The organism is Frigoribacterium sp. CFBP 8759, assembly GCF_014841655.1.
GTDB lineage: Bacteria > Actinomycetota > Actinomycetes > Actinomycetales > Microbacteriaceae > Frigoribacterium.
This window is the reverse complement of record NZ_JACYUH010000001.1, coordinates 445219-458905: the sequence shown is the minus strand read 5'-3', so window position 1 is coordinate 458905 and position 13687 is coordinate 445219. Positions and strand designations below refer to the sequence as shown.

Below are 13687 nucleotides of genomic sequence, written 5' to 3'. Positions count from 1 at the left end.
CCATGAGACGGACCCCCCGCGTCGTCACGGCGCTCGTCGGAGCCCTCGCGGTGGCGACGGCCCTCGCCCTGACGGGGTGCTCGGGCGCGACCGTCGACACGGCGACCAGCGCGACACCGACGGCCTCCGACCCGACCCTCGAGGGGTCGATCACCGTCTACGCCGCCGCCTCGTTGACGACGACGTTCACCGAGCTCGCCGACGAGTTCGAGAAGGCGAACCCCGGCACGACCGTCGACCTGACCTTCGCGGGCTCGTCCGACCTCGTGACGCAGATCACCGAGGGAGCCCCGGCCGACGTCTTCGCCTCGGCCGACGAGAAGAACATGGCGAAGCTGACCGACGCCGGACTCGTCGACCCGTCGGCCTCGGAGGACTTCGCCACGAACGTCCTCACCATCGCCGTGCCGCCGTCGAACCCCGCCGACGTCACGGGCTTCGCCGACCTCGGTAAGTCCGACGTGAAGACCGTGGTCTGCGCGGCCCAGGTGCCCTGCGGGGCGGCGACGGTCGCGGTCGAGCGGGCCACCGGCGTCACGATCTCGCCGGTCAGCGAGGAGTCCTCGGTCACCGACGTGCTGGGCAAGGTCACCTCGGGGGAGGCCGACGCCGGGCTGGTCTACGTCACGGACGTCGAGGCCGCCGGCGACAGCGTGACAGGCATCGAGTTCCCCGAGGCCGACCAGGCCGTCAACACCTATCCCATCGCCCCTGTGGCCGACACGGCGAACCCGGCGGTGGCCGAGGCGTTCGTCGCCTTCGTCACCGGCGAGGTCGGGCAGGGCGTGCTGCGGGACGCCGGCTTCGGCACGCCGTGACGCCCGCCCTGCACCGCGCCTACGCCGGCGTCCCGGTGTGGATCGCGGTCGTCGCGGCCCTGGGGGCGGCCTTCGTCCTGCTGCCCCTCGTCGCCATGGTGTCCCGGGTCGACTGGGCCGAGTTCGTGCCGCTGGTCACGTCGGAGTCGTCGATGGCCGCGTTCTGGCTCAGCCTCCGCACATCGGTCACGGCGACCCTCCTCTGCGTCGTGCTCGGCGTCCCGATGGCGGTCGTGCTGGCCCGCACCGGGTTCCGGGGCCATAGGGTGCTGCGGTCGCTCGTGCTGCTGCCGTTGGTGCTCCCGCCCGTCGTCGGAGGCATCGCGTTGCTCTACACCTTCGGGCGCCGCGGCCTGCTCGGTCAGGCGTTCGACGCGCTCGGCGTGACGATCGCGTTCTCGACCACGGCGGTCGTGCTGGCCCAGACCTTCGTCGCCCTGCCCTTCCTGGTGCTGAGCCTCGAGGGCGCCCTCCGCACGGTGGGCACGCGCTACGAGGCCGTCGCGGCGACCCTGGGCGCCCGGCCCACGACCGTGCTGCGGCGGGTCACGCTGCCGCTCGTGTTGCCCGCCCTCGTCTCGGGCGCCGTGTTGTCGTTCGCGCGGGCCCTCGGCGAGTTCGGGGCGACGCTGACCTTCGCGGGATCGTTGCAGGGCGTCACGCGCACACTTCCGCTCGAGATCTACCTGCAACGCGAGACCGACCCCGACGCCGCCGTGGCGCTGTCGCTCGTGCTCGTCCTCGTGGCGGTCGTCGTCGTCGCCCTGGCCCATCGGGCGGGCGGGCCGTCCGGCGTCGCCACCCGGAGGCGCGGGTCGTGACGCTCGAGTTCGCGGCGGTCGTCGAGGACCGCGGCTTCGACGTCGAGCTGGAGGTGGCCGACGGAGAGACGGTGGCCGTCCTCGGCCCGAACGGGGCCGGCAAGTCGACGCTGCTGTCCCTGGTCGCCGGCCTCCTGCGACCCGACCACGGCACGGCCCGCCTGGGCGACCGCGTGCTGTTCGACGTCGACGGCCGCGGGCGCGGGCCCTCGCTGCGCCCGCACGAGCGCGGCGTCTCGATGCTCGCCCAGGACGCCCTGCTCTTCCCGCACCTCAGTGCGCTCGACAACGTCGCCTTCGGCCCGCGTAGCACCGGGGTGCCTCGACGCGAGGCCGGCCGCCGAGCCCGCGACTGGCTCGACCGGGTCGACGCCACGGGGCTCGCCGAGCGGCGTCCGGCGCAGCTCTCGGGTGGACAGGCGCAGCGGATCGCCGTCGCCCGTGCCCTGGCCGCCGACCCCTGCCTGTTGCTGCTCGACGAGCCGATGGCCGCCCTCGACGTGTCGGTCGCGCCCGCCCTGCGACGGACCCTGCGCGACGTCCTCGCCGACCGCACGGCGGTGATCGTCACGCACGACGTCCTCGACGCCTACACGCTGGCCGACCGGGTCGTCGTGCTCGACGGCGGCCGGGTCGTCGACGCCGGCCCCACGCGCGCCGTCCTCGACCGTCCGACCACGCCGTTCGCCGCGGGGCTCGCGGGGCTCGACCTGCTGACCGGCACGGCCCGCGGGGGAGGCGTCCGGTTGGAGGACGGCACCCTGCTGACCGCCCGGTCCGCCGACGGGCTCCCGGCGGGCGCCGCGGCCGCGGTGGCCGTGCGGCCGAGCGCCGTGCGCGTGTCGACCGGGACCCCCTCGGGTCCGACGCCGTCCGAGAACGTCCTCGACGTCGTCGTCACGGACCTCGAGCCCCGCGGGGACGTCGTCCGGGTCCGGGCCGGCGACGTGTCGGCCGACGTCCCGCCCGGCGTGGTCGCCGGCCTCGACCTCGTGCCGGGCAGCGTCGTCCGGTTCTCGTTCGACGCCGGGGACGCCGTCGCCTACCTGGTCTGAGCGGGCCCGGGGCTCGACGAGGGGGCGGACCGTCGGTGGCCGACGACCCGACGCAGCCGGCCGACGTCGCGCCCGACGGCGTCGAGCAACCGGTCCGTGAACCCGGGGCCGGCCCGCCAGAGCGTCACGAGCAGGATGACGAGCACGGCCGAGGCGAGCGACGCCCGCTGCAGTGCCATGCCCGGCTCGAGCTGGCGCACGAGCAGGGCGAGCGGGATCGCCAGCCACTCGACCCGCCCGGTCAGCGCGACGAACGGCACCAGCAGCAGGGCGTACCAGGGGTAGCGGGGGCTCACCGCCACGAGCGTCACGCCGATCATCACGAGCTGGCCGAGCCACGGGTCGTGAGCCGGGGTCTTCACCCACACGAGCACCGCCGTGACACCGACGATCAGCACGGCGACCGGTGTCGTCCACGCGTCCGGCATGAAGGCCGACAAGAACACGAACCGCGAGCCGTCCTCGTAGCCCTCTTCGGTCAGGTAGCCCGGCAGGTACCCGAGCACGCCCCACCCGGTCATCGCGACGTAGGGCACGTAGAGCACGGCGAAGGTGACGACGGAGGCGCTGATCACCTTCCAGGGCTGCCCGCGCAGCAGGGCGGGTGCCGCGATCACCGGGATCAACTTGGTCGCGATGGCGGCCCCGAGCGCGATGCCGCCGCGGAAGCGCCGACCGGTGGCGACGAGCAACGACGCGGCGACCACGAGCACGGCACCCAGGAGGTCGACGTGCGAGTTCGTGACGCCCTCGCCGACCACGAGCGGGCACCAGCCCCACAGCGCGGCCCAGCGGGGGTCGAGACCCCGCCGGCGCAGGGTCGCCAGCAGGGCGACGGTCGTGCCCAGCACGAGCACGAAGCCCATCGCCTGCAGCGGGAAGAACCCGGCGTCGGGGCCGACCACGGCGGACACCGCCCAGAAGTACAGTTCGGCCATCGGCGGGTAGATGGTCGGCACGTCCGGCCGGTTGATCAGCGTGCAGACGACGTCGCCCGTCTGGCTGTCGTAGGCACGGTGGACCTGGCGGTCGGGTTCGCCGCAGCGCTCGCCGATCGTGCCGTCGTCGCGGGTGAACGGCGTCGACTCGGGGAAGATCCAGGCCGGCCGCAGGTCGCGCAGCTCGCCCGCGTCGGGCGTGTACTCGTACGGCGAGACGCCGGCGGTCTGCACGATGCCGTCCCAGGCGTAGCGCGCCGGGTCGGTGCTCGTGTTGGGCACGCCGGTCAGGCCCGCCCCGCCGACCAGGGCCGTGCCCGCGACGACGAGAGCGGTGACGTGGCGCACGGGCACCCGGCGCAGCAGCACCACCGCCAGGGCGAACAGCGCCCAGCACACGGCGGTCCAGACGACGAAGTCGGTCCGCAGGTCTTTCATGAGGAATCCGACGTTCACGACGCCCCAGGCGATCGCCCCGGCCAATCCGAGGACGGCCACGGCCGCGAACACAGTACGCACGCCCCCAGTCTGGCCGAATCGGCCCTGGGAGTCGTGCACATCGGAGATGATGAGCCACATGAGACGACCGACACCATGAGGCGCCTGCTGTACGAGGCGCGCCGCGCCGCCTCGTCGCCGAACCGCAACGCCCGGTCGGCGACCGTCTTCGGTCGCCTCCTCGGCGCCGCGTTCGTCATCTGCCTGCTGACCGGGCTCTACAGCCACTTCCTGCAGGAGCCGCTCGACGGGATGCGGTTCCCGACGAGTCCCGTCTGGCTCTACCAGGTGAGCCAGGGCGTCCACATCACCGCGGGCATCGCCTGCATCCCCCTGCTGCTGGTCAAGCTGCACTCGGTGTTCCCGCAGCTCTTCCAGCACCCGCCGATCAAGCACCCGGTCGACGTGCTCGAGCGCGCCTCCATCGCCCTGTTCGTGGCGACGTCGATCCTCCAGCTCGTCACCGGCCTGCTGAACACGTACCAGTACTACCCGTGGCCGTTCCCGTTCAAGCAGGTGCACTTCGCCCTGTCGTTCGTCATCATCGGCTCGCTCGCGATCCACATCGCCGTCAAGCTGCCGCTCATCACCCGCTACTGGCGGGCGCGGGACAGCTACGACGCCGAGGGGCGCTTCGTCGAGCCGTCGTCCGAGCTCGACGAGGCCCGCGCCGCGTTCGTGGCCGAGAGCGAGGCGACCGCCGAGCTCGCCCGGTTCCGTGCCGTGCGCGACGCCGACGGGACGCGACGCGACCGTGATCCGCACGCCGCGCCTCCTGCGCCCGCCCGCGGCCTCACCGGACGCGTCCTCCGCTGGATCGACTCCGCACACGAGGTCGACCGCGAACCGGGCCGCGCCCGGGTGTCCCGCCGCGGCTTCTTCACCGCCGCCGGCGTCGCCACCGGGGGAGTCGTCGCGCTCACGGCCGGGCAGTCCTTCGCCCCGCTGTCACCGCTCAACGCCTTCGGCCCGCGGCAGCGCGGGCTCGGCCCGAACGACCTGCCGATCAACCGCACGGCCGCCGCCGCCCGGGTGCTCGAGACGGCCATGGACCCCGACTGGCGGCTCGACGTCCTGGTGGGCGGCGTCGCGACCTCGTTCACGCTCGACGCGCTGCGCGGGTTCGACGGGGCCGACGAACGCCTGCCGATCGCCTGCGTCGAGGGCTGGAGCCAGACCGGCTCCTGGCGCGGCGTCCGCCTCGTCGACCTGCTGGCGGCTGCCGGCGCCCCGACCGACCAGCGCCTCCGGCTCACCAGCCTCGAAGAGAAGGGTGGCTACCGCGTGACCGAGATGGGCCCCGAGTACGCCTCCGACCCGCGCACCCTGGTCGCCCTCGAGCTGAACGGCGAGCCGCTCAGCATCGACCACGGCTACCCGGCGCGCATGATCGCCCCGGGCCGACCCGGCGTGCTGCAGACCAAGTGGCTCAGCTCGATCGAGGTGCTCTCGTGAGCGCCCGGGTGCCCTCGGCCGCGTCGAGTGCAGGAGGCGCGGGCACGTCGCGCACCGTCCGCGTCGTGCGCGGGGTGCTGATCGCCCTCGGCGTGGCCCTCGTCGGCCTCGGCGGCTGGGTGCTCACCGACACCGTCTCCCCGAACCGGTACGGCGGACTGCTGCTCTGGCTGGCCGGTTCGGTCGTCGTGCACGACGCCGTGCTCGCCCCCGTGGTCGCCGCGGTCTCGCTGCTCGTGCGGCGGACCGGTCGCCGCGTCCGGCCCGCGGTCCTCTGGATCGTGCAGGGCGCGGTCGTCGTCGGGGTGATCTTCTCGCTCGTCGTCGTGCCCGAGATCGTGGCGAAGGCGAAGGGGCCGAAGAACGACACCGTGCTGCCGTTCGACTACGGCCTGCGCCTGGCCGTGCTGTGGCTCGTCATCGCGGCGCTGACGGCCGCTGTGGTCGCGCTCTACCTGGCGCGCAGGCGGCAGAAGGTGCGTCCGTCGACCGACCAGGTCTGAGCGACCCGCAGGCCCGCGCGTCGAGCGTGGCGGTGCAGGGCCTCGCGGCCGACCTCCGCCCAGGGGAAGGTCGCGCTGGCGTGACCCTGGTCGTCGACCACGTGGGCCTCGTAGCTGTCGTCGAGCGACGCCTCGGGGGCGGTCTCGACGACGACCGAGCCGGTCGCGGTGAGGATCTCGGCGCAGCGGGTCAGCAGCGCCGTCGGGTCGCCGCCGATGCCGACGTTGCCGTCCAGCAGCAGCGCGAGGTTCCACTGGCCCTCGCGGGGCAGCGGGTCGAAGACCGACCCGCCGGCCACGGGCAGGCCGGCCTCGCGGGCCATCGCCACGGCCGTGGGCGAGACGTCCAGACCCAGGACGGTCAGGCCGCGGTCCACGGCGGCGCGCACCATGCGGGCCGGCCCGCAGCCGATGTCGAGCACGGGGCCGGTCTCGCCGTCGAGGGTGGTGAGGTCGGCCGCGTCGGCGTCGGCGCTCCAGCGCGCGACGTCGAACGCCTCGTCGTCGCCTGCCTCGGGGGGCGACGCGGGGCGTCCGGCACCGCCGGCCGCGCGGACGAGCTGCAGGAGCCCCTCGTGACGCAGGGCGCGCGCGTACGGCTCCGCGCCTCCTGAACCGAAGGTGGCGGGCTGTTCGGGGGCGATGGTCATGAGGTGACCCCTTCGGTGGCGGGATCGGTCGTGCGGGCGACGCCGTTCGTGGTGGTGGTCGTGGGGGGCGCCTCGGCGTGCCGCAGGGCGGCGGCGAAGCGGCTGTCGGGTGCGACGGACGCGACGAGGCGGGCGTCGTCGATCGTGTCGACGTCGACGAGCTCGGGCAGCATGCGCACGGTCAGGCCGGCGTCGGCGAGTCGGCGGAGCTGGTGGGCACCCGTGTCGTCACGCGACATGGGGACGCCGCGCAGCAGGTCGCCGGTCGGCCGGGAGAGGCCCAGGGCCCAGAACCCGCCGTCGTTCGCCGGGCCGAACCAGGCGTCGACGTCGTCGGTCCACGCGTCGAAGACGGGGGCGAGGGCCTCGACCGTGACCTGGGGGGTGTCCATGCCGATCAGCACGGTCTTCCCGTCGACCTCGTCGAAGAGGGCGCCGAGGCGTGCGTCGAGGTCGCCACCGATCTGAGGGATCACATCGAAGTCTTCGGAGCCGACGGGCCTGCGGTTGCCGTCGAACAGCAACACGCGACGCGTGGCGGGCAGCCGACGGACGACGTCGAGGGTGTCCTGGATCGCGGCGGCCGCGACGTCGGCGGCCTGCTCGAGGCTGAGCGGGGGGTGCAGGCGCGTCTTGACCTTGCCCGGGATCGTCTCCTTCGCGATCACCACGAGGGTCGTCATCGGCCGACCTCCCTCAGGAGTCGGGACATGTCCTTGATCGCGACGGACGTGCCGCGGATGGTGCCGGTCACCTTGCTGCGGCCGACCCGGGGCGAGTAGGGCGCGTCCTGCTCGACGATCCGCCAGCCGGCCTCGCTCGCGCGCAGCACCATCTCGAGTGGGTAGCCGCTGCGGCGGTCCTTCAGGTCGAGGTCGAGCAGTGCCCGGCGCCGCGCGACGCGCATGGGGCCGAGGTCGTGCAGGGCGACGCCGCTGGCCCGCCGCATGAGGTGCGAGAGGGCGAGGTTGGCGATGCGGGCGTGCACCGGCCAGGCGCCCCGGGTCGTCGGGCGCCGGCGGCCGAGGACGAGATCGGCGTCACCTGCCATCACGGGGGCGGCGAGGGCGACGAGGTCGGCGGGGTCCATCGACGCGTCGGCGTCGCAGAACGCGACGTAGTCGGCCGTGGCGGCCTCGAGACCGGCGTGGGCGGCGCTGCCGAAGCCGCGCCGCGCCTCCTGCACCACGGTCGCGCCGTGCTCGGCGGCGACGCGGGCGGAGTCGTCGGTCGAGCCGTTGTCGACGACGATCGCGTGCCAGCCCTCGGGCAGGCGGCCGAGGACCCAGGGCAACGCGCCTTCTTCGTCGAGACAGGGAAGCACGACGTCGACTCGGGGGCTGCTCATCCTCTCGACTGTACGGATGCGATCCCATGAAGGTGATGGGAGCGGGCGGTGCGCACCCGAACGGGGGGCGGCCGCGCCCGCCTAGCGGACGACCGCGGCGCGCAGCGGGGCCGTGGCGAACTCGTGCATGCCCTGCTCGAAGGTCACGCTCGGTCGCCAGCCCAGCTCGCCCTGCAGCCGCGCCGACGACGCCGTCACGTGCCGCACGTCGCCCGCGCGGTACTCGCCGGTGACGACGGGCGTCGGTCCGCCGGCCTCGCGCGCCAGGGCCTCCGCCATCTCGCCGATCGTGTGCACCGTCCCGCTGCCGACGTTGAACGCGCGGAACGTGTCGGTCGGCTGGTCCGCGGTCCACTCGAGGGCCGCGAGGTTGGCGGACGCGATGTCGCGGACGTGGACGAAGTCGCGACGCTGGGCGCCGTCCTCGAACACGCGCGGGGCCTCACCGCGTTCGAGGGCGGAGCGGAAGAGCGAGGCCACGCCGGCGTAGGGCGTGTTCTGGGGCATGCCCGGGCCGTAGACGTTGTGGTAGCGCAGGGCGGCGGCCCGACCGCCGGTGCTGCGCGCCCACGAGGTCGACAGGTGCTCCTGCGTCAGCTTCGTGATGGCGTAGACGTTGCGGGGGTCGAGCGGGGCCTCCTCGCCGATCAGTTGCGGCTCGAGCAGTTCGCCCGCCTCGTCACGCGGGTCGAAGACGCCCGCGTCGAGGTCGGCGATGCGGCGGGGTGCCGGGCGTTCGGTCGCACCGGTCGAGGTGCGGTAGCTGCCCTCGCCGTAGACGACCATCGACGAGGCGACGACGAGGCGGTCGACGCCGGCGCGGTCCATCGCCGCGAGCACGACGGCCGTGCCGAGCTCGTTCGACGAGACGTAGTCGGGCGCGTCCTGGAAGTCCACGCCGAGCCCGACCTTGGCCGCCTGGTGACAGACCGCGTCGACGCCCGCGAGTGCCCGGTCGACGGTCTCGGCGTCACGTACGTCGCCGTGCACGAAGTCGACGCGCGGGTCGACGGTCGGCTCGCCGCCGTGCACGTCGGCCCGCAGGGAGTCGAGCACGCGCACGCGCCAGCCGCGGTCGAGGGCGAGGTCGACGATCGCCGACCCGATGAAGCCGGCCCCACCGGTGACGAGCAGCAGGCCCGGGCCGTCGGTGGACGAGGAGGCGCCGGTCGCGCTCACAGCGCAGCCCTCCGACCCGAGACGGGCCGGGCGAGCACCTCGGCCACCGCCCCGGGCGGCATCAGCTCGCGGGGCGAGTAGTCGCCGGGCATCGCGGCGACGATCGACGCGATGGCCGCGACGATGCGCGGTTGGGCGGCCGCGAGCCGTTCGAAGACGAGCGAGGCGCTCACGGCGTCGGCGTCGGGTGCGTCGCCCTCGGCCGGGGCCAGGCCGGCGTCGCTGTCGGTCACGTACGAGAGGTTGACGGCTCCCATGCCGAGTTCGAGGGTGAGCGGGATCTCGGGGTACATCGTCATGTTGACCGTGTGCGCGCCCGCGGCCCGGAACCACAGCGACTCGGCCCGGGTCGAGAACCGCGGCCCCTGGATCACCACGCAGGTGCCGGTCGGGGAGAACGGCTCACCCTGCGCCTCGAGGGCCGCGATCGCCGCGGTCCGGAGCACGGGGTCGAACGGGTCGGCGGCGATCAGGTGCTGAACCTGCCCCTCGACGTCGAAGAACGTGTCGCGTCGTCCCCAGGTGCGGTCGATGAACTGGTCGGTCACGACCATGGTGCCGGGGGCGACGTCGGGGCTGACCCCGCCGACCGCCGACGACGACACGATGGCCTTCGCGCCGAGCGACGCCAGTGCCCACACGTTCGCCCGGTAGTCGATCAGGTGCGGCGCCACCGCGTGGCCCGCGCCGTGCCGGGTGAGGAAGGCCACGCGCTTGCCGCCCAACTCGCCGATCGTCACCTCGCTCGAGGTCGGGCCGTAGGGCGTCTCGACGACGTGCCGGGTCGCCTCGCCCTCGGCGAAGAGCGAGTACAGCCCCGATCCGCCGATGACGGCGACGTCGACGGGCGGCGGCCCCGAGGAGGCGCGGGTGGGCTGGGGGACGTCGGGCTCGGTCGCGGGGTCGGTCACCCCCGATACGCTACTGACGATCGCCCGAGAGGAACCGCGTGCGCACCATCGAGACCCACCTCGCCGAGGTCACGGCCGTCGTCGAGGCGGCCGTGCGGGCCCGTCCGGTCGACGCGTTGGTGGTGAGCCCCGAGGCGCTCGCCTCGCGCTCCGACCGGTACCGCGACCGCGTCCTCGCCGCCGACGTCGTCGCCCCGATCGACCTGCCGCCGTTCGCCAACTCGCAGATGGACGGCTACGCCGTCTCGACCGCCGGGCTCGACCCGGACGCGCCCACCAGCCTCCGGGTCGCGGCGCGCATCCCCGCCGGGCGGGCCGCCCCCGACCTGGTCTCCGGCGCCGCGGCCCCGATCATGACCGGCGCGGCCGTCCCCGCCGGTGCCGACGCGATCGTGCCCATCGAGAAGGTCTCGCCGGACGCCTTCCCTCCCGTGGGCGTCGAGGCCGTCGTCGAGGTGCCGCCGGGCGTCGCCGCCGGGGCCTTCGTCCGCGCCGCGGGCAGCGACGTCGCCGCGGGTTCCGTGCTCTTCGCGGCCGGGACGCGACTGACGCCCGCGCGGTGGGGCGTGCTCGCCGCCTCCGGGATCGACGCGGTCGAGGTACGGAGCCGCCCGCGCCTCCTGCTGGTGTCGACCGGCGAAGAGCTCGCCGCACCCGGTGCCCCGCTCGGGCCCGGCCAGATCCACGACGCGAACGGCGTCGCCCTGGCCGCGGGGCTCGCCGAGGTCGGCGTCGTCGTCACCTCCGCCCGGGTGACCGACGACGCGGCCGCCCTGCTCGCCGTCGTCGCCCGCCACGCCGACGAGGTCGACCTCGTGCTCACGAGCGGCGGGGTCAGCGCGGGTGCCTACGAGGTCGTCCGCGACGCCTTCGAGGGTGCCGGCGTCACGTTCGGTCCGGTCGCCATGCAACCGGGCGGGCCGCAGGGCTGGGGGACGATCCGCGTGCACGACCGAGAGCTGCCCGTCGTCTGCTTCCCCGGCAACCCCGTCAGCTCGCTCGTGTCGTTCGAGGCCTTCCTGCGCCCCGCCCTGCAGGGCGTCACCGGCGTCGGCCTGCCCCGACGGCGATGGACCGTGCCGATGGCGCACCCCGTGGACTCGCCGGTCGGCAAGCACCAGCTGCGTCGCGGCCGGGTCGACGTCGACGGGCGCGCCCACCTCGTCGGCGGGCCGAGCTCGCACCTGCTCGCCGCCCACGCCGAGGCCACCGTGCTCGTCTCGATCCCCGTCGGGGTCGACCGCGTCGACGCGGACGACCGGGTCGAGGTCTGGGCGCTCGACGACCCCGCCCCCCACGAGAAGGCCGACCGATGACCCCGACCCCGCCCGACGTGCCGCCGACCGACGCCCCGACCGACGCCCCGCTCTCGCACGTGCGCGAGGACGGCACCGCGCACATGGTCGACGTGACCGGCAAGTCCGAGACGAAGCGGATCGCCACCGCCCAGGCCGTGCTGACCACCCGGCCCGACGTCGTCGCGCGACTGGTCGACGGATCGCTGCCCAAGGGCGAGGCCCTCGGCACCGCCCGCATCGCCGGCATCCTGGCGGCCAAGCAGACGCCGACGCTCATCCCGCTGTGCCACCCGCTGCCGCTCGGCGCGATCACCGTCGACTTCGAGACCACGGAGGCGCAGGTCACCGTGATCGCCCGCGTCTCGACCCGGGGCGTCACCGGGGTCGAGATGGAAGCCCTGACCGCGGCGTCCGTCGCGGCCCTGACCCTCTTCGACATGATCAAGGCGGTCGACGCGCTCGCCGTGATCGGCGAGATCAAGGTGCTCGACAAGCAGGGCGGCAAGTCGGGGGACTGGTCGCGATGAGCGGCGCCCCGCACGAGACGGCCGACGTGACCGCGCCCGGCGTGACCGCGCCCGGCGTGACCGCGCCCGACGAGACCGCGCGCCGTCGGGCCGTCGTCGTCGTGGCGTCCACCCGGGCCGCCGCCGGCACCGCCGACGACACGACCGGGCCGGTCATCCGCGACTGGTTCGTCGCGCGGGGGTGGCTGGTCGAGGGGCCCGTCGTCGTGGCCGACGGCGAACCGGTCGGCGCGGTGCTCGAGGCCGCCCTCGAGTGGGGCGTCGACGCCGTCGTCACCACCGGCGGCACCGGGGTGTCGCCGACCGACGCGACGCCCGAGATGACCCTGCCGCTGCTCGACCGCGAACTGCCCGGCATCGCCGAAGAACTCCGGCGCAGGGGTGCGGCCTCGACGCCCCTGGCCGTCCTCTCCCGGGGGCTCGCGGGCGTGGCCGGCGGCACCTTCGTCGTCAACCTGCCCGGCTCGCGCGGCGGGGTGCGCGACGGGCTCGCGGTCCTCGAGGACGTCCTCGACCACGTGGTCGACCAGTTGCACGGGGTCGACCACGCCCAGAACCGCCATCCCAGTCCCGAGGGGGCCGCATGACCACCGACGATCCGACCCTCCTGCCCGGCGGCGCCTCCGCCGGGGCGCCCGCCGCGCCTCCCGCCTCCGAGCGCGTGCTGCTCGCCCGCGTCGTCGACGTGACCGTGTCGGTGGCCGAGTGCTCCGCGCTCGTGACGAGCCGCGCCTCCGGGGCGGTCGTGACGTTCGAGGGCGTCGTCCGCGACCACGACGAGGGGCGGGGGGTCGAGGCGCTGCACTACGAGGCGCATCCGACGGCGACCGAGGTGATCCACGAGGTCGCGGTCGCCGTGGCCGAGGCGCACCCCGAGGTCGCGATCGCGGTCGAGCACCGCTACGGCGACCTCGTCGTGGGCGACGTCGCGCTGGCCTGCGCGGTGGCGTCGGCCCACCGCGCCGAGGCGTTCGCGGCCTGCGCCGCGCTCGTCGACGAGGTCAAGGCCCGCACCCCGATCTGGAAGCGCCAGGAGTTCACCGACGGCTCGGACGAGTGGGTGGCGTCGCTGGGCTGACCCCGGTCGCGCACCGTCGAGTCGGCCGCCCGGCCCGGGCCGTCTACGCTTCTGTGGTGGCTCATCTACTCGGCGCAGAAAACCTCCGTCTCGAATTCCCGACCAAGGTCGTCCTCGACGGGGTGACCCTCGGCATCGACGAGGGCTCCCGCATCGGTGTCGTCGGCCGCAACGGTGACGGCAAGTCGACGCTCATGTCGGTGCTCGCGGGTCGGCTCGAACCCGACGACGGTCGTGTCACGACCCGTCGCGGCCTGACCATCGGCATGCTCGACCAGCGCGACGTCCTGCCCGAGGGCGCCACGGTCGGCAGCCTGATCGTCGGCGACCGCGACGAGCACGAATGGGCCGGCGACGCGCGCATCCGCGACGTCATCTCGGGCCTCGCCACCGACATCCCGTGGGAGGCGCGGGTCGAGGACCTCTCCGGCGGCCAGCGTCGACGCGTGGCCCTCGCGACCCTGCTCGTCGGCGACTGGGACGTCCTGTTCCTCGACGAGCCCACCAACCACCTCGACGTCGAGGGCGTCGCCTGGCTGGCGCAGCACCTCTCGCGTCGCTGGTCGACGAATTCGGGCGCCCTCGTGGTCGTGACCCACGACCGGTGG

At 74.3% G+C, this 13687-nt stretch carries 15 protein-coding genes and 1 pseudogene; 10 read left to right on the top strand and 6 right to left on the bottom strand.

From position 1 onward, the window contains the following. Positions 1 to 2 precede the first annotated feature (2 nt). The 3 genes from modA to IFT79_RS02140 are packed head-to-tail and all read left to right on the top strand — an operon-like array spanning position 3 to position 2694. Positions 3 to 818: a molybdate ABC transporter substrate-binding protein gene (modA, locus tag IFT79_RS02150; RefSeq protein ID WP_173152904.1), complete on the top strand. Its 816-nt coding sequence runs from the start codon at positions 3 to 5 to the stop codon at positions 816 to 818. Continuing rightward, positions 815 to 1639, top strand: coding sequence for an ABC transporter permease (locus tag IFT79_RS02145; RefSeq protein ID WP_342211747.1), 825 nt, complete (start codon positions 815 to 817; stop codon positions 1637 to 1639). The genes modA and IFT79_RS02145 overlap by 4 nt, the downstream gene beginning before the upstream one ends. Next, a complete protein-coding gene (locus IFT79_RS02140) occupies positions 1636 to 2694 on the top strand; it encodes a sulfate/molybdate ABC transporter ATP-binding protein (protein ID WP_173152901.1) in 1059 nt (352 codons plus the stop codon). Before IFT79_RS02145 ends, IFT79_RS02140 begins: the two co-directional genes overlap by 4 nt. On the opposite strand, the gene IFT79_RS16795 is transcribed toward IFT79_RS02140, so the two are convergent. Continuing rightward, on the bottom strand, positions 2682 to 4151 hold the full coding sequence (locus tag IFT79_RS16795) for a glycosyltransferase 87 family protein (protein ID WP_192122794.1): 1470 nt from the start codon (positions 4149 to 4151) through the stop codon (positions 2682 to 2684). The two genes, IFT79_RS02140 and IFT79_RS16795, sit on opposite strands and share 13 nt — an antisense overlap. A 75-nt stretch (positions 4152 to 4226) precedes the next feature. On the opposite strand from IFT79_RS16795, the gene IFT79_RS02130 reads away from it, so the two are divergent. Continuing rightward, positions 4227 to 5585: a molybdopterin-dependent oxidoreductase gene (locus tag IFT79_RS02130; RefSeq protein WP_056048872.1), complete on the top strand. Its 1359-nt coding sequence runs from the start codon at positions 4227 to 4229 to the stop codon at positions 5583 to 5585. Beyond that, on the top strand, positions 5582 to 6088 hold the full coding sequence (locus IFT79_RS02125) for a hypothetical protein (protein ID WP_192122793.1): 507 nt from the start codon (positions 5582 to 5584) through the stop codon (positions 6086 to 6088). Before IFT79_RS02130 ends, IFT79_RS02125 begins: the two co-directional genes overlap by 4 nt. On the opposite strand, the gene IFT79_RS02120 is transcribed toward IFT79_RS02125, so the two are convergent. From IFT79_RS02120 to IFT79_RS02100, 5 genes are all read right to left on the bottom strand, one after another. After that, positions 6037 to 6738: a class I SAM-dependent methyltransferase gene (locus tag IFT79_RS02120; protein ID WP_159827177.1), complete on the bottom strand. Its 702-nt coding sequence runs from the start codon at positions 6736 to 6738 to the stop codon at positions 6037 to 6039. The genes IFT79_RS02125 and IFT79_RS02120 overlap by 52 nt on opposite strands. Continuing rightward, positions 6735 to 7421: a TIGR04282 family arsenosugar biosynthesis glycosyltransferase gene (locus IFT79_RS02115; protein ID WP_056048862.1), complete on the bottom strand. Its 687-nt coding sequence runs from the start codon at positions 7419 to 7421 to the stop codon at positions 6735 to 6737. The genes IFT79_RS02120 and IFT79_RS02115 overlap by 4 nt, the downstream gene beginning before the upstream one ends. Beyond that, positions 7418 to 8086, bottom strand: a complete 669-nt coding sequence (locus IFT79_RS02110; RefSeq protein ID WP_056048859.1) for a glycosyltransferase family 2 protein — start codon at positions 8084 to 8086, stop codon at positions 7418 to 7420. Before IFT79_RS02110 ends, IFT79_RS02115 begins: the two co-directional genes overlap by 4 nt. A gap of 81 nt (positions 8087 to 8167) precedes the next feature. Next, positions 8168 to 9265, bottom strand: coding sequence for an NAD-dependent epimerase/dehydratase family protein (locus IFT79_RS02105; RefSeq protein ID WP_233568492.1), 1098 nt, complete (start codon positions 9263 to 9265; stop codon positions 8168 to 8170). Continuing rightward, a complete protein-coding gene (locus tag IFT79_RS02100) occupies positions 9262 to 10176 on the bottom strand; it encodes an MTAP family purine nucleoside phosphorylase (protein ID WP_192122792.1) in 915 nt (304 codons plus the stop codon). The genes IFT79_RS02105 and IFT79_RS02100 overlap by 4 nt, the downstream gene beginning before the upstream one ends. A gap of 38 nt (positions 10177 to 10214) precedes the next feature. Between IFT79_RS02100 and IFT79_RS02095 the strand changes: the two genes are divergently transcribed. The 5 genes and pseudogenes from IFT79_RS02095 to IFT79_RS17045 form a co-directional block, all read left to right on the top strand. Continuing rightward, on the top strand, positions 10215 to 11492 hold the full coding sequence (locus IFT79_RS02095) for a molybdopterin molybdotransferase MoeA (RefSeq protein WP_192122791.1): 1278 nt from the start codon (positions 10215 to 10217) through the stop codon (positions 11490 to 11492). Continuing rightward, complete coding sequence (gene moaC, locus IFT79_RS02090; protein ID WP_056048856.1) at positions 11489 to 12001, top strand: cyclic pyranopterin monophosphate synthase MoaC; 513 nt, start codon at positions 11489 to 11491, stop codon at positions 11999 to 12001. The genes IFT79_RS02095 and moaC overlap by 4 nt, the downstream gene beginning before the upstream one ends. After that, positions 11998 to 12588 (top strand): MogA/MoaB family molybdenum cofactor biosynthesis protein, encoded by a 591-nt coding sequence (locus IFT79_RS02085; protein ID WP_192122790.1) that lies wholly within the window; start codon positions 11998 to 12000, stop codon positions 12586 to 12588. Before moaC ends, IFT79_RS02085 begins: the two co-directional genes overlap by 4 nt. After that, positions 12585 to 13079 (top strand): molybdenum cofactor biosynthesis protein MoaE, encoded by a 495-nt coding sequence (locus tag IFT79_RS02080; protein WP_082460591.1) that lies wholly within the window; start codon positions 12585 to 12587, stop codon positions 13077 to 13079. Before IFT79_RS02085 ends, IFT79_RS02080 begins: the two co-directional genes overlap by 4 nt. Then, positions 13058 to 13604 (top strand): annotated as a pseudogene (locus IFT79_RS17045) (ATP-binding cassette domain-containing protein); the annotation flags it as partial. The gene IFT79_RS02080 and the pseudogene IFT79_RS17045, both read left to right, overlap by 22 nt. Positions 13605 to 13687: the final 83 nt, after the last annotated feature.